Source organism: Streptomyces pseudovenezuelae (assembly GCF_001513955.1).
In the GTDB taxonomy this organism is placed as follows: domain Bacteria; phylum Actinomycetota; class Actinomycetes; order Streptomycetales; family Streptomycetaceae; genus Streptomyces; species Streptomyces pseudovenezuelae.
On the sequence record NZ_KQ948152.1, the window covers coordinates 131876 to 152754 of the forward strand.

Annotated in this window: 21 protein-coding genes; 9 read left to right on the plus strand and 12 right to left on the minus strand. The window is 71.5% G+C overall.

What is annotated here, in order from left to right; all coding sequences use genetic code 11:
- Positions 1–28 precede the first annotated feature (28 nt).
- Positions 29–670 carry a TetR/AcrR family transcriptional regulator gene (locus tag AQI94_RS34920; protein ID WP_031050672.1) on the minus strand — a complete coding sequence of 214 codons (642 nt, stop codon included), beginning with the start codon at positions 668–670 and terminating at the stop codon, positions 29–31.
- A 76-nt stretch (positions 671–746) separates the two neighbouring features.
- On the opposite strand from AQI94_RS34920, the gene AQI94_RS34925 reads away from it, so the two are divergent.
- The 3 genes from AQI94_RS34925 (at position 747) to AQI94_RS34935 (ending at position 3700) form a co-directional block, all read left to right on the plus strand.
- Positions 747–1901: an acyl-CoA dehydrogenase family protein gene (locus AQI94_RS34925; RefSeq protein WP_031050676.1), complete on the plus strand. Its 1155-nt coding sequence runs from the start codon at positions 747–749 to the stop codon at positions 1899–1901.
- Between the two features lie 59 nt (positions 1902–1960).
- Positions 1961–2248 (plus strand): YiaA/YiaB family inner membrane protein, encoded by a 288-nt coding sequence (locus AQI94_RS34930; protein WP_031050679.1) that lies wholly within the window; start codon positions 1961–1963, stop codon positions 2246–2248.
- 825 nt (positions 2249–3073) lie between these two features.
- Positions 3074–3700, plus strand: coding sequence for a TetR/AcrR family transcriptional regulator (locus tag AQI94_RS34935; protein WP_031043570.1), 627 nt, complete (start codon positions 3074–3076; stop codon positions 3698–3700).
- Positions 3701–3704: 4 nt separating this feature from the next.
- Here AQI94_RS34935 and AQI94_RS34940 read toward each other — a convergent pair whose 3' ends face one another.
- Positions 3705–4166, minus strand: a complete 462-nt coding sequence (locus AQI94_RS34940) for a MaoC family dehydratase (RefSeq protein ID WP_031043572.1) — start codon at positions 4164–4166, stop codon at positions 3705–3707.
- 107 nt (positions 4167–4273) lie between these two features.
- Between AQI94_RS34940 and soxR the strand changes: the two genes are divergently transcribed.
- Together soxR and AQI94_RS34950 are read left to right on the plus strand one after the other, a co-directional pair.
- Positions 4274–4795, plus strand: coding sequence for a redox-sensitive transcriptional activator SoxR (gene soxR / locus AQI94_RS34945; RefSeq protein WP_031043574.1), 522 nt, complete (start codon positions 4274–4276; stop codon positions 4793–4795).
- 134 nt (positions 4796–4929) lie between these two features.
- On the plus strand, positions 4930–5664 hold the full coding sequence (locus AQI94_RS34950) for a hypothetical protein (RefSeq protein ID WP_031043577.1): 735 nt from the start codon (positions 4930–4932) through the stop codon (positions 5662–5664).
- Here the strand turns inward: AQI94_RS34950 and AQI94_RS34955 are convergent.
- Both AQI94_RS34955 and AQI94_RS34960 read right to left on the minus strand, forming a co-directional pair.
- Positions 5610–6332: a 3-keto-5-aminohexanoate cleavage protein gene (locus tag AQI94_RS34955; RefSeq protein WP_031043579.1), complete on the minus strand. Its 723-nt coding sequence runs from the start codon at positions 6330–6332 to the stop codon at positions 5610–5612. The genes AQI94_RS34950 and AQI94_RS34955 overlap by 55 nt on opposite strands.
- A 91-nt stretch (positions 6333–6423) precedes the next feature.
- Positions 6424–7026: a hypothetical protein gene (locus AQI94_RS34960; protein WP_031043581.1), complete on the minus strand. Its 603-nt coding sequence runs from the start codon at positions 7024–7026 to the stop codon at positions 6424–6426.
- A 232-nt stretch (positions 7027–7258) separates the two neighbouring features.
- Between AQI94_RS34960 and AQI94_RS34965 the strand changes: the two genes are divergently transcribed.
- Complete coding sequence (locus AQI94_RS34965) at positions 7259–10045, plus strand: penicillin acylase family protein (RefSeq protein WP_031043583.1); 2787 nt, start codon at positions 7259–7261, stop codon at positions 10043–10045.
- A 14-nt stretch (positions 10046–10059) separates the two neighbouring features.
- On the opposite strand, the gene AQI94_RS34970 is transcribed toward AQI94_RS34965, so the two are convergent.
- Positions 10060–11373, minus strand: a complete 1314-nt coding sequence (locus AQI94_RS34970) for a hypothetical protein (RefSeq protein WP_031043585.1) — start codon at positions 11371–11373, stop codon at positions 10060–10062.
- Positions 11374–11445: 72 nt separating this feature from the next.
- Complete coding sequence (locus AQI94_RS34975; protein WP_031043586.1) at positions 11446–12678, minus strand: exo-beta-N-acetylmuramidase NamZ family protein; 1233 nt, start codon at positions 12676–12678, stop codon at positions 11446–11448.
- Between the two features lie 164 nt (positions 12679–12842).
- Here AQI94_RS34975 and AQI94_RS34980 point away from each other — a divergent pair, with 164 nt between their 5' ends.
- From AQI94_RS34980 to AQI94_RS34990, 3 genes are read left to right on the plus strand one after another with little or no spacing between them, the layout of a single operon-like run.
- Positions 12843–13604, plus strand: coding sequence for an SDR family oxidoreductase (locus AQI94_RS34980; RefSeq protein WP_031043587.1), 762 nt, complete (start codon positions 12843–12845; stop codon positions 13602–13604).
- Complete coding sequence (locus tag AQI94_RS34985; protein ID WP_031043589.1) at positions 13601–15268, plus strand: class I adenylate-forming enzyme family protein; 1668 nt, start codon at positions 13601–13603, stop codon at positions 15266–15268. Before AQI94_RS34980 ends, AQI94_RS34985 begins: the two co-directional genes overlap by 4 nt.
- A 26-nt stretch (positions 15269–15294) precedes the next feature.
- Positions 15295–15888 carry a TetR/AcrR family transcriptional regulator gene (locus AQI94_RS34990; protein WP_031043591.1) on the plus strand — a complete coding sequence of 198 codons (594 nt, stop codon included), beginning with the start codon at positions 15295–15297 and terminating at the stop codon, positions 15886–15888.
- 8 nt (positions 15889–15896) lie between these two features.
- On the opposite strand, the gene AQI94_RS34995 is transcribed toward AQI94_RS34990, so the two are convergent.
- The 6 genes from AQI94_RS34995 to AQI94_RS35020 all read right to left on the minus strand — a co-directional run bounded on the left by AQI94_RS34995 (position 15897) and on the right by AQI94_RS35020 (position 20783).
- Positions 15897–17111: an acyl-CoA dehydrogenase family protein gene (locus AQI94_RS34995; protein WP_031043594.1), complete on the minus strand. Its 1215-nt coding sequence runs from the start codon at positions 17109–17111 to the stop codon at positions 15897–15899.
- A gap of 5 nt (positions 17112–17116) precedes the next feature.
- Positions 17117–18151, minus strand: coding sequence for a phosphotransferase family protein (locus tag AQI94_RS35000; protein WP_031043595.1), 1035 nt, complete (start codon positions 18149–18151; stop codon positions 17117–17119).
- Positions 18152–18318: 167 nt separating this feature from the next.
- Positions 18319–18615 (minus strand): hypothetical protein, encoded by a 297-nt coding sequence (locus AQI94_RS35005; protein WP_031043597.1) that lies wholly within the window; start codon positions 18613–18615, stop codon positions 18319–18321.
- A 201-nt stretch (positions 18616–18816) separates the two neighbouring features.
- Positions 18817–19170, minus strand: a complete 354-nt coding sequence (locus AQI94_RS35010) for a DUF202 domain-containing protein (protein WP_031043599.1) — start codon at positions 19168–19170, stop codon at positions 18817–18819.
- Between the two features lie 11 nt (positions 19171–19181).
- On the minus strand, positions 19182–19574 hold the full coding sequence (locus tag AQI94_RS35015) for a YidH family protein (protein WP_031043602.1): 393 nt from the start codon (positions 19572–19574) through the stop codon (positions 19182–19184).
- 57 nt (positions 19575–19631) lie between these two features.
- On the minus strand, positions 19632–20783 hold the full coding sequence (locus AQI94_RS35020; RefSeq protein WP_078902699.1) for an endonuclease/exonuclease/phosphatase family protein: 1152 nt from the start codon (positions 20781–20783) through the stop codon (positions 19632–19634).
- Positions 20784–20879 lie beyond the last annotated feature (96 nt).

The window sequence follows — 20879 nt, forward strand, 5'->3', positions numbered from 1 at the left end:
CAACGCTTCGGCGCCCGCCGAAGTATGCCTACCCGGCGTCTGCGACCTGCTCGTACTGCTGCGTGAGACCGTCCAGCAGGGCCCGCAGTCCGGTCTCGAACGCCCGCTCGTCGATCTTCTCCTGCTGCTCGGCGAGAAGGTGCGCCTGGCCGAGGTGCGGGTAGTCCGCGGGGTCGTACGCGCTCTTGTCGTCCACGAAGCCGCCCGCGAAGGAGCCGAGCGCCGAGCCCATGATGAAGTACCGCATCAGCGCGCCGATGGACGTGGCCTGCGCCGGTGGCCAGCCCGCGTCGACCATCGCGCCGTAGACCGCGTCGGCGAGGCGCAGCCCCGCGGGGCGGCGGCCGGGGCCCCGGGCCAGGACCGGGACGATGTTGGGGTGGTCGCGCAGGGCGGTGCGGTAGGAGACGGCCCAGTCGTGCAGGGCGGTCCGCCATGCCCGGCCGTCCTCGAACATCGACAGGTCGACCTGGGCGCTCACCGAGTCGGCGACCGCCTCCAGGATCTCGTCCTTCGTCCGGAAGTGGTTGTACAGGGACGGGCCGCTGACCCCGAGTTCCGCCGCCAGCCGCCGCGTGGACAGTGCCGCGAGGCCCTCCGCGTCCACGAGCGCGCGTGCCGTCTCGACGATCCGGTCGGTGCTGAGGAGGGGCTTGCGCGGTCGGGCCATGGCGCACATAGTAGGGCTGCGGAACGTAAACTAGCAGTGCTAATTTAATGGTGCGGTTCTCGAGTGAGGTGATCCCGTGGTCGACCTGGGGCTGAGTGAGGAGCAGGCTGCCGTCCGGCAGCTGGCGCGGGACTTCGTGACCCGGGAGATCGCCCCTCATGTCGTCGCCTGGGACCGCGCCGAGGACGTCGACCGGTCGATCGTCAAGAAGCTCGGCGAGGTCGGCTTCCTGGGGCTGACGATCGACGAGGAGTACGGCGGCTCGGGCGGCGACCATCTCGCCTACTGCCTGGTCACCGAGGAACTGGGGCGGGGCGACTCGTCGGTGCGCGGGATCGTGTCCGTCTCGCTCGGGCTCGTGGCCAAGACGGTCGCCGCGTGGGGGACCGAGGAGCAGAAGCGCCGCTGGCTGCCGGGACTCACCTCCGGCGCCCACGTCGGCTGCTTCGGCCTCACCGAGCCCGGCACCGGCTCCGACGCGGGCAACCTCGCCACGCGCGCGGTGCGGGACGGCGACGACTACGTCATCGACGGCACCAAGATGTTCATCACGAACGGCACCTGGGCCGATGTGGTGCTGCTGTTCGCCCGGTCGACGGACGCTCCCGGCCACAAGGGCGTCTCCGCCTTCCTCGTGCCGACGGACACCCCCGGCCTCACCCGCCGCACGATCCACGGCAAGCTCGGACTGCGCGGCCAGGCGACCGCCGAACTGGTCCTGGAGGGGGTCCGGGTGCCCGCCTCCGCGATGGTCGGCGAGGAGGGCAAGGGGTTCGCCGTCGCCATGTCCGCGCTGGCCAAGGGGCGGATGTCGGTGGCGGCGGGGTGTGTCGGCATAGCCCAGGCCGCCCTGGACGCGGCTCTCCGGTACGCGGGCGAGCGTGAGCAGTTCGGCAAGCCGATCGCCGGGCACCAGCTGGTCCAGGAGCTCATCAGCGACATCGCCGTCGACGTGGACGCGGCCCGGCTGCTGACCTGGCGGGTGGCCGACCTGATCGACCGCGGTGAGCCCTTCGCCGTCGAGTCCTCCAAGGCCAAGCTGTTCGCCTCGGAAGCGGCCGTGCGCGCGGCGAACAACGCGTTGCAGGTGTTCGGCGGGTACGGCTACATCGACGAGTACCCGGTGGGCAAACTGCTGCGCGACGCGCGGGTGATGACCCTCTACGAGGGCACGAGCCAGATCCAGAAGCTGGTGATCGGGCGGGCGTTGACGGGGGTCTCGGCGTTCTGAGTACCGTCTGAGTAGCTGAGCGGATGTGGCGGGGGCCACGCCGGGCCGAGACTCTGGCCATGAGCGACACACCGGTCAAACAGCAGAGCACGGCCGCCTTCTACGGTCAGGCCGTCGCCTCCTTCGCCGTGGCCATGGCCGCCACCGCCGTCGGCATCTTCCGCCTGGACGCCGACGCCTGGGTGCGCGGCTTCCTCGCGATCGCCGTCCTGTACCTGGTCACCTCCGCCTTCACCCTCGCCAAGGTCATCCGCGACCGGCAGGAGGCCGGCCAGATCGTCAGCCGGGTCGACCAGGCCCGCCTGGAAAAACTCCTCGCCGACCACGACCCCTTCGAGAAGCTCTGATCGGGGCGGCCGGGGGAGGGGCCACGACCTGGGTCCTGCCCCGGCTCGGTCCGGGGCTTCCGCCGAGTGCCGGGTGGCCGGGGGCTCACGTCGAGCGGCCGGCACCCGGTGACTCCCGGCGGCTCGCCCCGTCACGCGCCCGGACGCCGGCGGCTGGACCCGGCGTACGGCCTCGGTCCCGGGACGCGGTTTGAGTGGTCCTGCGCGGCCGACGGGCGAGCCCGGCCTCGGACCGCTCCGACACGGCGGGACGCGGGACGGCTCGTACCGGGCTTTGCCGTTCCGCCCCGCACGGCTCGGCGCCCGCACCGAACAGCCGCCCCTGACGCCCCGGCTGTTCCGACCCTCACCTTTCCTCACGTGCCGTTCCGGTGCGCGGCCGGTGTCCGCGTCGACGGGCTGCCCGGTAGGTGTTCTTACGTGTTGTCTCGCCCGCACGGCTCGGCGTCCGCACCGAACAGCCGCCCCTCACGCCCCCGGCTGTTCCGTTTCCGACCGCTCACCTTTCCTCGCGTGCCGTTCCGGTCCGCGGCCGGTGTCCGCGTCGACCGGCTGTCCGGTAGGCGTTCTTGCGTGCTGTCTCGCCCCCGCGGCTCGGCGCCCCGTGTCCTCCGCTCCGGCCCGCCGCAGGTGCTCGCAGCGAACGATCACCCCTCGCGCCTCCCCGCATGCCGTTCCGGTCGGCCGGCGTTCACATCGAGCTGCCCTGGGCGCCCCGTACCCTCCACTCCACCCCACCCCCCGGCGTCCCCGGTGCGAGCAGGCTAAGCGCTCGCTCAGGTTCGGCGGTATGGTGGGGGTTCTGACTGTGGAGAGGGGCGTGCGATGAGTACGGCGGAGGAGACGGCCGACGGCGAGATGTCGGCGTGGGGCGAGGTCACGCCCGACGCGGCGCGGCGGCTGCTCGTCGCCGCGGTGGAGGCGTTCGCCGAGCGCGGCTACCACGCCACCACGACCCGGGACATCGCGGGCCGGGCCGGGATGAGCCCCGCCGCGCTCTACATCCACTACAAGACCAAGGAAGAGCTGCTGCACCGCATCAGCCGGATCGGTCACGCGAAGGCGCTGGAGATCCTCCGGGTCGCGGCCCGCCGCGAGGGCACCGCGACCGAGCGGCTCGCGGACGCGGTGAGCTCCTTCGTGCGCTGGCACGCGGGCGGCCGTACCACCGCCCGGGTCGTCCAGTACGAACTGGACTCCCTCGGCCCCGACGCCCGCGCCGAGATCCTCGCCCTGCGCCGGCAGTGCGACGCCGAGGTGCGCGGGATCATCGAGGACGGCGTGGCCTCCGGCGAGTTCGACGTCCTCGACGTGCGGGGCACGACCCTCGCCGTCATGTCGCTCTGCATCGACGTGGCCCGCTGGTTCAACGTCGACGGCCCCTGGACGCCCGACGAGGTCGGCGCGCTCGACGCCGACCTCGTGCTGCGCATGGTGGGCGCGGCCAAGTGACGGGCTACAGGTAGTACCGGGACACCGACTCCGCGACGCACACCGGCTTGTCCCCGCCCTCGCGTTCCACGCTGAAGGCGACGGTGACCTGGACGCCGCCCGCCACGTCGTCGACGCCGGCGATCTGCGCGGTGGCGCGCAGTCGGGAGCCCACGGGCACCGGCGCGGGGAAACGCACCTTGTTCGTCCCGTAGTTGACGCCCATCTTCACGCCCTCGACCTTGATCAGCTGCGGTCCGAACAGCGGCAGCAGGGACAGGGTCAGATAGCCGTGCGCGATGGTGGTGCCGAAGGGCCCCGCGGCGGCCTTCTCCGGGTCGACGTGGATCCACTGGTGGTCACCGGTGGCGTCCGCGAACAGGTCGACGCGCTTCTGGTCGACCTCCAGCCAGTCGGTGTACCCCAGTTGCTCGCCCACCGCCGTCTTCAGGTCGTCGGCGCCCGTGAAGATCCTCGGCTCTGCCATGTCCCGGCCTCCTTGCCGCAAAATATCTAAGCGACTGCTTAGCATGGTCGGCTGGGAAGCCCCTGTCAACGGACCGCGAGGGTGACGGCATGGGTAGGCTTCGAGGGGTGCCCCAGATTCCCGAGAAGATCCATGAACTCACGGTCGGCCAGCTCGCCGCCCGCAGCGGCGCCGCCGTCTCCGCCCTGCACTTCTACGAGTCCAAGGGCCTGATCAGCAGCCGCCGCACCACCGGCAACCAGCGCCGCTACTCCCGGGACGCGCTGCGCCGGGTCGCGTTCGTCCGGGCCGCCCAACGCGTCGGCATCCCCCTGGCCACGATCCGCGAGGCCCTGTCCGAACTCCCCGAGGAGCGCACCCCCACCCGCGAGGACTGGGCCCGTCTCTCCGAGTCCTGGCGCTCCGAGCTCGACGAACGCATCCGGCAGTTGAACCGCCTCCGCGACCACCTCACCGACTGCATCGGCTGCGGCTGTCTGTCCCTGGACACCTGCGTCCTGTCCAACCCGGACGACGTCTTCGGCGAGAGGCTGACGGGGTCACGGCTGCTGGTGGAGCGGGCCGGAAACCGGCAGCGGAAGGGCCGCGGGGAGCCGGAGCGGAAGGGGGCGGCGGACGAGTGCCGCTGAGCCGTCCGCTCGGTGGCACCCGTCCCGCCCGGCGGTACCGTAATCCGCTGGTGCCTCCTCCGCAGGCCTGGTAGCGTCGCGATCTTCGGTCGGCGGCGACACCGCGGCTGGAGTCCTGACGGGATCAACTCCCCATGACATCAACGGCCCTTGACGCGGCCCTCGCCGACATCGACACCGTCTTCAACGGCTTCGCCAGCCCCACCGAGACGGGCTGCGAGCGGTGTTACCTCCCCGAGGAGACGGCGACTCTGCGGACGCCGTACACGCGGGTGCCCGCCGATCTGGTCAGCCGGTTCGTCTTCGAGGGTCCCGATCACTTCGAGGACCACGCGGCGGTGATGCGCCGTCTCCTGCCGCAGACGGCGCACGCCATGGCCGACGGAAGTCTGGACGGCATCGGCTGGGAGGAGCACGGCCTGAGCAGGGTGGACTGGCGGGCCTGGCCGCCCGAGCAGGCGGCGGCCGTCGAGGCGTTCGTGCACGCCTGGTGGGACGACACGCTCACGACGCCGCAGCCGCCGTACCCCGTCCGCGAGGTGTTCGAGACCTGCGCCGCGATTCTGGACGACCTGGCGCCGCTTCTCGACCGCTTCCGGACCCAGCCGGTCGTCGAGGCGCATGTCGTAGCTTGCACGAGGGCCTGGATGTTCGACCTGATCACCGACGACTCGCCGTTCCGCTGGTGGTACCGCGGTGACGACGCCGCTCTGGTGACCGCCCTCCAGTCCTGGCTGGCGGCCCACGCGCCCGCCCCCCTCCGCGCCCAGGACGAGCCCGACCTGGCGACAAAGGCCGAACTCCTCGCCCTGCCCTACGACGACCGCTGGGACCACCCGATCTGGACGAGTGCCTCCGCCACCAACTGAGCGTTGGACAGAGCGGGTTGCCCCTCCGGCAGGAGGAGCGTGTCCTCCAGGCCGATCCGGGTCGCGAGGCCCAGCCGGCCGGCCAGGCGCAGCACCGGCCAGGCGCCCTCGTCCTCGCCGTGCAGCAGCACCGGGCGGCCGTGGGCCGTACCGAGCTCGGCGAGCAGCCTGCGCGCGGCGGCTTCCGGCGCCCGGGTGTCCGTCACCTCCGCGAGGACGCGCAGCACCTTCGGCCCGAGCGCGGACACCGCGAAGCGCTCGGCCCCGTCCGTGCCCGACCAGATGCCGGCCTCCACACCGACCCCCAGGTCGATCAGGGCGGCGGCGGTCTCCTCGGCGCCCGGCTCGTGCCAGTTCACCGAGGCGTGGTCGGGCAGCACGGTCCAGCTGCGGACTCGGGCCGCGCGGGCCGTATGGTCAGGCTCCGCCCAGGCGCCGGTCGTCACACCGACCGGGACCGACACCCGCGCACGGATCGCCTCCAGGGTCGCCGCGACCACCCGCGGCGACAGACTGTCCCGCCCGCAAGGTGTCTTGGGGTGGACGTGGATGTCCGTGGCGCCCGCCGCGACGGCCTCGGCCGCCGCCTGCGCCAGGGACCCGGGCGTGAGCGGCACCACCGACCCGTCGGCGGCCCCGCGCGGGCCGTTGAGACACACCTGCACCATGCCTCGATGGTGCCAGGCGGCACCGACAGATCAACGCTGTCAGAACAGGGGGTGCGGCATCCCCGGCGCACCCCCGGCGCGCTCGTACGCTCTAGGCCGACATCAGCAACCGCCCGCGCCTGGCGTCCGCCAGGGCCTCGGGGGTGAGCACGGGCCGCGGCACCAGGATTCCGCAGTCCACGCAGACCGGACCGGTCGAGGGTTCGTGGTCCAGTTCGTACTTCCACACGAGCCGCTCCCCGTCGCACACCGGGCACACCGCGCCCGGCTCGCGCTCCAGCGCGGAGATCAGCCTGCGCAGGACCTCGGCCAGCGAGTCATCGGGGTGCACCCGGGGGTCGTCGCACCACGCGACTCCGAACCCGCCCCAGGTCAGCCGGTGCCAGTCGTCCACACTGCCCGGCCTGCGCAACCCGTCGTGCTTCTCCTTCTTGCGCCGCTCGGCGAACTCGACCTCGTAGGCGAGCCAGACCGAACGCGCCTCCTCCAGTTCCTCCAGTGCGGCCACGAGCCGCGCTGGATCGGGGGAGCGGTCCTCGGGACCGAATCCCGCCCGGGAGCACAAGTGGTCCCAGGTCGCCCTGTGCCCGTAAGGGGCGAACCGCTCAAGGCACTTGCGCAGCGAGTAGCGCCGAAGCGCCAGATCGCACCGCGGATCCCGTACCTGTCTCGCCAGACTCCGGAAACCGGCCATCGCCCTGCACCTCCGTCACACCTGCACCTGTACTTCGGTCACTTCGGCGTCACCGCACGGACTTCCCGCGGCGTTGCCGAATAGACGTATCGACAAGCGATTTGGCTCCATCCGATTTCCGATGCCCCCCATAAGCCCGGGAACCCCTGCCAAAACTTGACGCATGTTCATCTTCAATCCCGGGGATACCGGCGGTAACGTCCGGCCACACCCCCCGTCGGTTGGAGCTGCCATGCCACGGCGCACCTCACGCACCGCACTCGACAGACTGAGAACTCCCGGCAGACTCACCGGGTTCCTGAAGTCCGCATCCATATGCGTCCTGATTGCCGGTCTTTTGTCCCCGCTTGCGCAGACCGCTTCGGCGGCCGAGGCCGCGGCGCCGAACGACTACTGCGGCGGCCAGTGTTCCGACATCCTGCCGCCCGGCGAGAACGGCAACGCGACCCTCGCGCAGGTCCTGCTCAACCAGGCCTTCGGCACCCAGCCCGACCACGCCGAGGACCAGCTCGGCCCCTACGCCAACCTGGCCAAGGGGTATCCCACGCTCACCAACTCGACCATCAACACCTTCTTCAACGACGCGTCCTTCGGGGTCGCGTCCGACCAGGTCGCCTCCACCCTGAGCCCGGCCGGCCGCACCGACGTGACGATCGTCCGCGACAAGAAGACGGGTGTGCCGCACATCACCGGCACCACCAGATACGGCACCGAGTTCGGCGCGGGCTATGCGGCCGCCCAGGACCGGCTGTGGCTCATGGACGTGTTCCGGCACGTCGGCCGCGGCCAGCTGACCACTTTCGCGGGCGGCGCTCCCTCCAACCAGGGCCTGGAGCAGCAGTTCTGGCGCAACGCGCCCTACAGCGAGGCCGATCTCCAGGCGCAGATCGACAACGCGGTCGCGAACAACGGCGCCCGCGGCCAGCAGGCCCTCGCCGACGCCAACGCCTATCTCGCCGGCATCAACTCCTACATCGACACCTCCGACAGCGGCCGCTACTTCCCCGGCGAGTACGTCCTGACCGGCCACAAGGACTCGATCACCAACGCCGGCACCATCGAGCACTTCAAGCTCACCGACCTGGTCGCGCTGGCCTCCGTCATCGGCGCCCTGTTCGGGTCCGGGGGCGGCGGCGAGGTCAACAACGCCATCTCGCTGATGGCCGCCCAGGAGCGGTACGGCGTGACGAAGGGCACCGAGGTCTGGGAGTCCTTCCGTGAGCGCAACGACCCCGAGGCCGTCCTCACCGTCCACAACGGCGAGAGCTTCCCGTACGCCGCCAAGCCCGCGAACGCACAGGGCGAGGCGCTCCCGGACGCCGGTTCGGTGACCACCGAGCCACTGGTCTACGACACCTCCGGCACCGGCGCCGACCAGAGCGCGAGCGCGGCCTCCGCCACGGCGACGGCGAACGCCCTCACCTCGGCCAAGCGCGGCATGTCCAACGCGCTGGTCGTCAGCGGGAAGTACACGGCCAGCGGCCACCCGGTCGCCGTCTTCGGACCGCAGACCGGCTACTTCGCCCCCCAACTCCTCATGCTCCAGGAGATCCAGGGCCCCGGCATCAGCGCCCGCGGCGCCTCCTTCGCGGGCCTGAGCATGTACGTCGAACTCGGCCGCGGCCAGGACTACGCGTGGTCCGCCACGACCTCCGGCCAGGACATCATCGACACCTACGCCGTCGAACTGTGCCAGGACGACTACCACTACCTGTACCACGGCACCTGCACGGCGATGGACAAGATCGAGCAGAAGAACTCCTGGGCCCCGACCACGGCCGACAGCACCGCCGCGGGGTCGTACACGATGAGGGTCTGGCGCACGAAGTACGGCCCCGTCGAGTACCGGGCGACCGTCGACGGCAAGAAGGTCGCCTACACCACTCTGCGCTCCTCCTACCTGCACGAGGCCGACTCGATCATCGGCTTCCAGATGCTCAACGATCCGGACTACGTCAAGAGTCCGCAGACCTTCCAGAGCGCGGTGCAGCACATCAACTACACCTTCAACTGGTTCTACGCCGACTCCACGCACACCGCGTACTACAACAGCGGCAACAACCCGGTGCGCGCGTCCGGCGTCGACGCCGAGTTCCCGGTGTGGGCGCAGTCGGCGTACGAGTGGAAGAACTGGGCCCCGGCGACGAACACCGCCGACTACACCCCGGCCTCCGCGCACCCCAACTCCATCGACCAGGACTACTACATCTCCTGGAACAACAAGCAGGCCAAGGACTACGCGACCGCGTCCTGGGGCGACGGTTCCGTGCACCGCGGCAACCTGCTGGAGGACCGGGTCAAGAAACTGGTCGCCGCGGGCGGGGTCACCCGGACCGCGCTGGTGAAGGCCATGGCGGACGCGTCCCTGGCCGACCTGCGCGCGGAGGACGTCCTCCCGGACCTGCTCAAGGTGATCAACAGCTCGACGGTCACCGACTCCACGGCCGCGGCCGCGGTGAGCAAGCTCCAGGCGTGGCTGACGGCCGGCGGCAAGCGCACCGAGACCTCGGCGGGTTCGAAGAAGTACGCCGACGCCGACGCGATCCGCATCCTGGACGCGTGGTGGCCGCTGCTGGCCAAGGGCATCTTCGAACCGGGCCTCGGCACCGACCTCTACACCGCCCTGCAGGCCAACCTGCCCGTCGACGAGTCCCCGTCGGCCGCGCACGGACCCACCGGCGCCCACGCGGGCAGCTCCTTCCAGTACGGCTGGTGGAGCTACGTCGACAAGGACGTCCGCGCCGTGCTCGGTGAGAGTGTGCAGGGCCCGCTGGCGGACAAGTACTGCGGCGGCGGCAGCCTCGCCACCTGCCGGGACACTCTCATCAGCACCCTGAAGACCGCGGCCGGCAAGACCGCGGCCCAGGTCTACCCCGGCGACACCCTGTGCTCGGCGGGCGACCAGTGGTGCGCCGACTCGATCGTGCAGCGCACCCTGGGCGGCATCAAGCACTACAACATCAGCTGGCAGAACCGTCCGACCTTCCAGCAGGTGGTGGAGTTCACCTCGCACAGGTGAGCCATGGCGGCGGGTCAGTGAACACGGCCCGCCGCCAGCACCAGCCGGGCCAGCTCGCGGTGGCAGATGTCGCTGTGCGCACCCGCGGGCGGCCCGCCGCGCCGGACCACGGCCGCGGCGTCGACGTTCACACAGCCCTTCGTGGGCAGCCTCGTGAGGGCTTCGGCCAGCTTCAGGGACGGCGTGCCGGGCACCGCCTGCACGCCGTCGTGGCCCATCGCACCCCACTTGGCGCCCAGGACCTGCCCGATGCCGAACTCCGCCACCCCCTGCGCGTCGCCCGCCATGCGGGAGGCCAGCGGATACAGCGTGCCGAGCGCCGAGTCATGGCTGGAGTAGCAGCACACCAGCGGCCCGTCGACCCGGTTCTGCTGCCCCTGGAGCACCCCTCCCGCGCGCGGGTCGTGCGGCAACCGGGCCGCGAACGCGTAGTGCGAGAAGGCCCCTTGGAGGAGGGTGACCGACTTGACGGTGTGCACCCCCTCCGGCAGCCCGCGCAGCGCGAACGACACCAGCCGCGCGCCGAAGCTGTGCCCCACGAGATGCACCCGTACCCTGGGCGCCTTCGCGGCGAGCTGTCCGATCACCCGGCCGAGCCCGCGTTCGCCGACCGTGCCCGCGCGCCGCTTCATCGCGTAGTACGTCCCCTGCCGCAGCAGTTCGTGCGCCCCGTCCCACGGATCGGGGACCGTGAACCCCCGTCCCCCGTCGGGGTCTTCGAGCCGCGTGATGGCCCGCGCGAACTCCTCGCACACGGTCGCCGTGGACCCGGCGAGGATGTCCGGCTCGTCCTGCGGCACCCCCTCGGCGAGCGTGTCCGCCGCGAAGAGCGCCTGCGGCCCCGGCGGCACCACCTCCACCAGAAGGCGCACCAGCCGCCCGAACTCCTCCAACTCGGCGTCTTCCCGGGACTGTTGGTCCAGCAGCCGGGCCAGCCGGTCGATCACCGTGGCCCGGCCCGGGAAGGTCTCCAGGAGGGCGTGCCGGGTGTCCTTGTCGAGCACCGGGCGCGGCGGCAGCTCGGCGGCCACGGCCCGCGGGAAGTCCGGGATCGGCTCGTCCGAGAACCGCATCGACGGCCAGACGACCCCCGCGTACCCGAGCCTCGCCGTCGGCGCGAGCACCGGGAACGGCTCGAAGAAGCGGCTGCAGAGCCGGGTCGCCGCCGAGCGGTCACTGTTCCAGCCGTGCGCGAGGACGACCAGGTCCGTGACCCCCCGGTCCGTCACCTCCGCGAGCAGCCGGTCCCGCCGGCCGGCGTCCGGGTCCCCGTCCGCGTCGAACGTCAGCTCCCAGTACGGTGTCACGCTCATCGCCGGATCCGTCATCACCGACCACCTCGTCCCCCGTAGTGGTGCGTATCGTCCTGCTACCGGGCGAAGTTGGCCATACTTCACGGCTCATCCGTAGAGCAGGTAATTCTTTCGAATCCTCCGGAAGGCGCGCAGCTCCTCCTGCCAGCCCGCCACGACCTCGTCGGTGCTCGCGCCGGCGTCGATCATCGTGCGGACCCGGGTGGAGCCGGTGAGCCGGTCGATCCAGTTGTCCGCGCGCCAGCCGAACCCGGACCAGGTCTGCTTGGCGGTCACGAGCAGCGCGACGCCGGTGCGGACGGGGTCGTACGCGGCCTTGTCGTGGACGTGGATCTGCACCCCGCCGATCGTCTTCCCCTGGAACTTGGAGAATGTCGGCGCGAAGTAGGCCTCCCTGAAGTGCACGCCGGGCAGGCCGAGTTCGTTCGCGGCGGCGGCCCAACGGCCGTCCAGGCCCTCCGCGCCCAGCAGTTCGAACGGGCGGGTGGTGCCGCGGCCCTCCGAGAGGTTCGTGCCCTCGAAGAGACAGGTGCCGGAGTACACCAGGGCGGTGTCGGGAGTGGGCATGTTCGGGCTCGGGGGGACCCAGGGCAGGTCCCAGGCGTCGTAGAACTCCGAGCGCCGCCAGCCCGTCATCAGGACCGTGTCCAGGGGGACCGGGGCGGTGAGGAACTCGCCGTTGAAGAGCCGGGCCAGCTCCGCGACGGTCATACCGTGCGCCTGGGAGATGGGCTGTCTGCCCACGAAGGTCGCGAACTCCCGGTGCAGGACCGGTCCTTGGGCCGCGCGGCCGGTGACCGGGTTGGGGCGGTCCAGGACGACGAAGCGCTTTCCGGCGAGCTGGGCCGCCTCCATGCAGTCGTACAGGGTCCAGATGTAGGTGTAGAAGCGGGCGCCGACGTCCTGGATGTCGAAGACGACCGTGTCCACGGCGGAGGCGGTGAAGACGTCGGCGAGGGCTTGGCCGCTCTTCAGGTACGTGTCGTAGACCGGCAGGCCGGTCGCGGGATCGTCGTAGCGGCCCTCGGAGCCGCCGGCCTGGGCGGTGCCCCGGAAGCCGTGCTCCGGGCCGAAGACGGCCCGTAGGTCCACCCTCTTGTCGGCGTGCATCACGTCGACGATGTGGCGGACGTCCCGGGTGACGCCGGTGGGGTTGGTGACGATGCCGATCCGCTGACCGCTGAGCTGGGCGTATCCGGCCGCGGCCAGGTTCTCGAAACCGGTCCGCCGGTGAGGGCGCGCTGCTTGGGCGGGTGGTGTGGAGGTCAGTGACGCCGTTGCCGTCGCTGCTGTCAGCAGGGTTCGTCTGGATAGGCGCATGAAGGGACCGTATGGGCTCCCGCGGGTTGTGGGCAGGGTTGCGGCACGTCGTGGCTTGTCGCGCAGTTCCCCGCGCCCCTGGAGGGGCGCAGCAGTCGCCCTTCCTTCCTACATACCGACCGGTTAGTCTGGGCCTGCAGTCGAGCCGGAGTCGAAGGAGACCGATGGTGGAAGCCCTGCAGGGTGCCGGAGTGGTTGTGACCGGGGCGGGAGGTGGCATCGGGGCCGCGCTCGCGCGGCGGTTCGCCGCGGAAGGGGCCCGGGTCGTCGTCAATGACCTCGATGCCGGGCGGGCCAAGGCCGTCGCCGAGGAGGTCGGGGGGATCGCCGTGGCCGGGGATGCCTCCTCGGTTGTCCCCGACGCGCTCGACGCCCTCGGCGGGACCGTCGACGTCTACTGCGCCAACGCCGGTGTCGCCTTCGGCGGTGACCCGCTCGACGAGAACGCCTGGGCCGCCTCCTGGGACGTCAACGTCATGGCCCATGTCCGCGCCGCCCACGCGCTGCTCCCGGGCTGGCTGGAGCGGGGCAGCGGGCGGTTCGTGTCGACCGTCTCCGCCGCCGGACTGCTGACCATGATCGGGGCCGCGCCCTACGCCGTCACCAAGCACGGGGCGTACGCCTTCGCCGAGTACCTGTCGCTGACGTACCGGCACCGCGGGATCAAGGTGCACGCCATCTGTCCGCAGGGCGTGCGGACCGACATGCTCGCGGCCACCGGGACCGCGGGTGACCTGGTGCTCAGGCCGACCGCCGTCGAGCCGGAGGACGTGGCCGAGGCGCTGTTCCGGGGGATCGAGGAGGACCGGTTCCTGATCCTGCCGCACCCGGAGGTCGCCGAGTACTACCAGGCGCGGGCCGCCGAGCCCGATCGCTGGCTGGCCGGAATGAACCACCTCCAGCGCAAGTGGGAGGAGGTCCGATGAGCGAGTCCCGCTATGCCGCCAAGCCCTGGCTCGACCTGCTCAGCGAGGCCCAGCGCGGGCCGATCGAGCCCGACGACTCGCTGGTGCACGCCCTGCGGCGGGCCGCCGCCGAGGCGCCCGAGCGGCCCTTCCTCGCCTACTTCGACGGACGGCTCGGCTACCGCGAGGTCGACGAGCTCAGCGACTCCGTCGCCGGGCACCTCGCCGCGCGCGGTCTGGAGCGCGGGGACCGGGTGGCGATCCTGCTCCAGAACTCGCCGCTGTTCGTGCTCGCGCTGCTCGGCGCGTGGAAGGCGGGCGCGGTCGTCGTGCCCGTCAACCCCATGTACAAGTCGGGGGAGGTCGGCCATGTCCTGCGGGACGGCGAGGTGGCCGCGCTGATCTGCTCCGACCGGGCCTGGGAGTCGTATCTGCGCGAGACGGCGACCGGTTCGCCGGTGCGGATCGTGCTCACCGGGTGCGAGCTGGACTTCCAGACCCGCGGGGACGCGCGCGTGCTCGGCTTCGAGCGGCTGCCGCAGGCCGAGGACGCCGACGACCTGGTCGCCGTCGCCCGGGCCGGGCACAAGGCGCCCGAAGGCCGGGACGTGACGCTCTCCGACATCGCGCTGATCAGCTACACCTCGGGGACGAGCGGCACGCCCAAGGGCGCCACCAACACGCACGGCAACATCATGTACAACGCCGAGCGGCAGCGGACCGGGCTCGCACTGCCCGAGGCGCCCGTCTACTTCGCGCTGGCGCCGCTGTTCCACATCACCGGGATGGTCTGCCAGCTCGGGGCGTGTCTGGACAGCGTGGGCACGCTCGTGCTGGCGTACCGCTTCGAGGCGGGTGTGGTCCTGGAGGCCTTCGCCGAGCACCGGCCGCACTACACGGTCGGTCCGTCGACCGCGTTCATGGCGCTGGCCGCCCACCCGGACGTCACCCGTGAGCACTTCTCGTCGTTCGTCAACATCTCCTCGGGCGGGGCCCCGCTGCCGCCCGCCCTGGTGGAGAAGTTCCGGGCCGGCTTCGGGCCCTACATCCGCAACGGCTACGGGCTGACCGAGTGCTCCGCGCCCTGCGCGTCCGTGCCGCCGGAGCGGGAGGCGCCCGTCGACCCGGTGTCCGGGACGCTCGCCGTGGGGGTGCCGGGGCCCGAGACGGTCGTACGGATCGTCGACGACAGCGGCGCCGAGGTGCCCTTCGGTGAACAGGGCGAGATCGTCGTGCGCGGGCCGCAGGTCGTGCCCGGGTACTGGCGGCGGCCGGACGCGACCGCAGAGACCTTCCCGGACGGCGAGCTGCGCACGGGTGACATCGGGTTCATGGATCCGCAGGGCTGGCTCTACGTCGTGGACCGCAAGAAGGACATGATCAACGCGTCCGGCTTCAAGGTGTGGCCGCGCGAGGTCGAGGACGTGCTGTACACGCATCCGGCGGTGCGCGAGGCGGCCGTCGTCGGGGTGCCCGACGGATACCGCGGGGAGACCGTCAAGGCGTACATCAGTCTTCGTCCGGGTGTCGAAACCGACCCCGATGCGCTCGCCGTGTACTGCAAGGAGAGACTGGCGGCCTACAAGTACCCGCGGCAGGTGGAGATCCTGCCCGAGTTGCCGAAGACGGCCAGTGGGAAGATCCTCCGTCGGGAACTCCGTTCCCGACCGCACGACAACGATTGACCTCTCGGAAGGCAGGTGGCGGCACAGTGCCCAGGACGACGGACGGAGACGGTACGCCCGTCCCGCAGCGGCTGCTGGCCGCCGCCACCCGGCTCTTCGCCGAGCAGGGCTACGACCGCACCTCCGTGCAGGAGATCGTCGAGGCGGCCGGCGTCACCAAGGGGGCGCTGTACCACTACTTCGGCTCCAAGGACGACCTCCTGCACGAGGTGTACGCGCGCGTGCTGCGCGTACAGCAGGAGCGCCTCGACGCGCTCGCCAACGCCGACGAGCCCATCGAGAAGCGGCTGCGGGCCGCCGCCGCGGACGTCGTGGTCACCACGATCGAGAACCTCGACGACGCGATGATCTTCTTCCGCTCGATGCACCACCTGAGCCCGGAGAAGAACAAGCAGGTGCGGGCCGAACGGCGCAAGTACCACGAGCGTTTCCGCGCGCTCGTCGAGGAGGGCCAGGAGGCGGGCGTCTTCTCGAAGGCGACCCCGGCCGACCTCGTCGTGGACTACCACTTCGGCTCCGTCCACCACCTGTCGACCTGGTACCGCCCCGACGGCCCGATGGGCCCGCAGGAGGTCGCCGACCACCTGGCCGACCTCCTCCTGCGGGCCCTGCGGCCGTAGCGCGCCTCCTACAGGTACTTCTTCAGCTCGCGGCGCGCGAGCGAGCGCTGGTGCACCTCGTCGGGCCCGTCCGCGATCATCAGGGTGCGGGCGCCGGCGTACAGCTCGGCCAGCGGGAAGTCCTGGCTGACACCGCCCGCGCCGTGCAGCTGGATGGCCCGGTCGATGATGTCGACGACCGCGCGGGGCGTGGCGATCTTGATGGACTGGATCTCGGTGTGGGCGCCCCGGTTGCCGACCGTGTCCATCAGCCAGGCCGTCTTCAGGACCAGCAGGCGCAGCTGCTCGACGGTCACGCGCGCGTCGGCGATCCAGTTGTGCACCACGCCCTGCTGGGCCAGCGCCTTGCCGAAGGCCGTGCGGGAGACGGCCCGCCTGCACATCAGCTCGATCGCCCGCTCGGCCATGCCGATCAGCCGCATGCAGTGGTGGATCCGGCCCGGGCCCAGGCGGGCCTGCGCGATGGCGAAGCCGCCGCCCTCCTCGCCGATCAGGTTCGAGGCCGGCACGCGCGCGTGGTCGAAGATCACCTCGGCGTGGCCGCCGTGGTAGTGGTCCTCGTAGCCGAAGACCCGCATCGCCCGCTTGACGGTGACGCCCGGGGTGTCCCGCGGGACCAGGATCATGGACTGCTGGCGGCGGATGTCCGCGCCGTCCGGGTCGGTCTTGCCCATCACGATGAAGATCTTGCAGTCCGGGTTCATCGCCCCGGAGATGTACCACTTGCGGCCCGTGACGACGTAGTCGTCGCCGTCGCGCTCGATGTGCGTGGTGATGTTGGTGGCGTCGGCGGAGGCCACCTCCGGCTCGGTCATCGCGAACGCCGAGCGGATCTCACCGGCCAGCAGCGGCTCCAGCCACTGCTTCTTCTGCCGCTCGTCGCCGAACTGGCTCAGCACCTCCATGTTGCCGGTGTCGGGCGCCGCGCAGTTCAGCGCGGTGGGCGCGAGCTGCGGGGAGCGGCCGGTGATCTCGGCGAGCGGGGCGTACTGGAGGTTGGTCAGCCCCGCGCCGTACGCGGGGTCGGGCAGGAAGAGGTTCCACAGGCCCTGCCTGCGGGCCTCGGCCTTGAGCTCCTCGACCACGGCCGGGGTGTCCCACGGCGAGTCCAGCTCGGCGCGCTGCTCCTCGGCGACGGCCTCGGCGGGGTAGACGTACTCGTCCATGAAGGCGAGCAGCTTGGCGCGCAGCTCCTCGGTGTGCGCGTCGAACGCGAAGTCCATGCGGATCAGCCTTCCTGGATGCCGTCGTGCAGAGTGGTCAGACCGTGCTGGATGAAGACCGGGACGAGGTCGCCGATGCGGTCGAAACCGCGGCCGACCGTCTGGCCCAGGGTGTAGCGGTAGTGGATGCCCTCCAGGATCACGGCGAGCTTGAACCAGGCGAACGCCGTGTACCAGGACACCGCCGAGACGTCCCGGCCCGAGCGCTCGGCGTACCGCGCGATCAGTTCGGCCGGATCCGGGTGGCCCGGGGCCTCGGCGGTCGTGGAGACCGGGGAGTCGGACATGCCCAGCGGCAGGCTGTACATCACCAGCAGGCCCAGGTCGGTGAGCGGGTCGCCGAGCGTGGACATCTCCCAGTCGAGGATCGCCTTGATGCGGTCGTCGTCGCCCATCAGGACGTTGTCGAGCCGGTAGTCGCCGTGCACGACGGTGGCGGCGGGGGACTGCGGCAGATGGCGGCCGAGGGCCGCGTGCAGCTCGTCGATGCCGGCCAGGTCGCGGTTGCGGGAGGCGTCCAGCTGCTTGCCCCAGCGGCGCAGCTGGCGGTCCAGGAAGCCCTCCGGGCGCCCGAAGTCCGCGAGCCCCACCTCCGCGGGATCCACCGCGTGCAACTCGACGAGGGTGTCGACGAGGGACAGCACGGCGTCGCGCGTGCGCTCGGGGCCGAGGGGGGCGAGCTGGTCGGCGGTGCGGTACGGGGTGCCCTCGACGAAGTCCATGACGTAGAACGGCGATCCGAGCACCTCCTCGTCCTCGCACAGCAGGACCGGCCGCGGTACCGGCACGTCCGTGGGGTGCAGGGCGCTGATGACCCGGTGCTCGCGCTTCATGTCGTGCGCGGTGGCCAGGACATGGCCCAGCGGGGGCCGTCGTACGACCCACTTCGTGGTGCCGTCCGACACCGCGTAGGTGAGATTCGACCGTCCGCCCTCGATCAGCCGGCCGGTCAGGGGGCCCTGCACCAGGCCGGGCCGCTCCAGGTCGAGCAGGCCGCGCAGCCGGTCGAGATCGAGGCCTGGCGGATGGTCGGGACTCATCGGGGCTCCTTACGCGCGCGTGAACGGGGTACGGACCATCATGCCGACTGGTCGGTATGTCGTCCAGGGGGAACGGCGAACGTGATCCGGCCCACGATAGGCCGACAGCTCCCCGCGGAGTGCGGCGGGGAGCTGTCGGTGACGCTTCCTGGTGGTCTCCGCTCAGGTCAGTGGTCGTCCCAGTGGCCCTCGTGGGCGGCGTGCCGGTGACCGTCGTGGAGGTAGTCGACGTGATCGCCGTGCAGAACGCTCTCGTGCCCGCAGTCCTGGCCGTGCCGGTGGTCGTGCCCCTCGTGCGACACATGCCCGCCCGGCTCGCACTCGTCCCAGTGCCCCTCGTGCTCGCGGTGCATATGACCGTCGTGCGCGTAGTCGACGTGGTCCTCGTGCGGTACCTCGGTGTGTCCGCAGTCCGAGCCGTGCGTGTGCGCGTGGGAGGCGTGCTCGTGGTGGAGGGTGGTCATGGTGCTCACCTTCGAAGCGACGGGCGATGACGTCGGACAGGCTGCCACGGGAGGAGTGCGTATCGGGCGATTCGGTGCGCGTGGCGCGGGGGTCCGGATGGGCCGGGGGAGCGCGGGGGCCGAGGCCGGACGGGTGCCGGGTGGGCCCGGTGCCGACCGCGCCGAGTGGCGCGTCGCCTCCGGCTCCCGGTTCAGAAGAGTTCAGAAGACCAGCGCCGCCCCGCACACCGCCATCGCCACCGTGCACAGGGCCGCGGTCGCGGCGGTCCGCGGGGTCAGGGACGGTGGGGTGTCGGACGAGGTCAGGGTGTGGATGCGGCGGTGGGCGAGGTAGAGGAAGCCGAGCCACAGCGCGCAGCACAGGGCACAGGCGATGAGGGCGGCGGGGGACGGGCCGCCGTGCAGGGCCGTCTTCACGGCGAGCACGGCGGAGACGGTGCCCGAGAGGGTCGTACGGCGCCAGGCGAGGCGGGTGCGTTCGGGCTGGAGCCCCGGATCGCGGTCCGCGGCGGCGCCCTCGCTCGCCTCTCCCTCGCTCGCCCCTCCCTCGCTCATTCCGCCCTCGCTCATCCCTCCCACCCGACGAGCACCACGAAGACCATGGCCACGGCCACCACCGCGACGACCAGGCTCAGCAGCGCCGGGAACCGGGACACCGGCAGATCCTCGCCCCGCCGCATCGCCCGCTCGCACCGCACCCAGTGGTTGACCGCCCGCAACGAGCACAGCACGCCCGCCGCGAGCAGCGCGAGCGCCAGTCCGACCCGCCATCCCCAGCGCAGATCGGGCAGGAACTGGTCCACGGCGAAGCCGCCGCCGATCAGGGCGAGCGCGGTCCGCAGCCAGGCCAGGAAGGTGCGCTCGTTGGCCAGCGAGAACCGGTAGTCGGGGGTGCTGCCCTCCTGCCGGACCGACTCGGGGGCGAACCAGACGCGGACGTTCCGTGCGAGATCGATCACGTGCACGAGCCTATCGGCCCTGCCGTCAAGGGGCGTTGCCGGTGCTCAGGGGGTGTTTCACCAACTGATCTTCGCCGCCACCGGCAGATGGTCGCTGCCGGTGGCCGGCAGGACCCAGGAGCTCTCCGGCCGCACCCCCCTGACCATGATCTGGTCGATCCGCGCCAGCGGGAACCCGGCCGGCCAGGTGAAGCCGAAGCCGTCCCCGGCCGCGTCCTGGGCCGAGGTCAACCGCGCGCCGAGTCCGCTGAAGGCACGGTCGTCCAGGGTGCCGTTCAGGTCGCCGAGCAGTACCACCCGACCGCCCCGCTCGGCGGCGACGGCCCTGCCGATCGCCTGCACGCCCCGGTCCCGCTGGTCCGTACCGAAGCCGTCCCTCGGCGTCACGCGCACGGATGCCAGGTGCGCCACGTACACCGCCAGCGGGCCCCGGTCCGTGGCCACCGTGGTGCGCAGCGCGCGCGTCGCGGCCGGGTCGAGCGGCTTGGTGGCCGCCAGCGGCCCGTAGTCCATCTCGATGTCGACCGGCCGGGTGCCCGACAGCGGCAGCCTGCTCCACAGTCCCACCGTGCCCAGCACGGCGTGGAACCGGTACGTCCCCGCCAGTTCCCTCTCGTAGGTGCCCTTGGCCTCGGGGGTGATCTCCTCCAGCGCCAGCACGTCCGCGCCGGAGGCGACCAGGTCGCGGGCGGTGGCCGCCGGGTCGGGGTTGTCGGCGCCGACGTTGTGGCTGACCAGGGTGAGGTCGCCGCCGGTGTGGGACCTGTCGCCGAGCAGCCCGCCGAAGAGGTTCAGCCACACCGTCACCGGCAGCAGCAGCGCGACCACCGCGGCGGCGGAGCGGCGCAGCAGTGCCCCGGCCAGCAGGACCGGGACGAACAGGCCGCACCACGGCAGGAAGGTCTCCACCAGACTGCCGAGGTGCCCGGGCGTGTTCGGGACGCTCCCGTGCAGCAGCATCAGCAGGCCGAGCAGCAGCGCCGACGCGGTGAGCACCGGGCCGCGCCGCCAGGGCTCGGGGCGGGCGACGGCGAGGGCCGCCCGGCGGACTCCGGCACGCCGGGCCCCCGAGCCGGTGTCCTGGCGGTGCTCGCCGTCCTGCCCGCTCTCCGCCCGGCCGGGGTTCGTCGCGTCCAGGACCGCCACGCCGTCCGGAACGTACCGTCGGCGTCGCCGGGTGAGGTGTGCCGATGGGGGGATTCGCGTCATGCCACAAGTCAAGACGGCGTGATGTTGCCGGCCCGTATGCGGATTTCGATACACGGACGATATGCGTCGGTTCGTAGCATCGGAGCATGCGTGCGC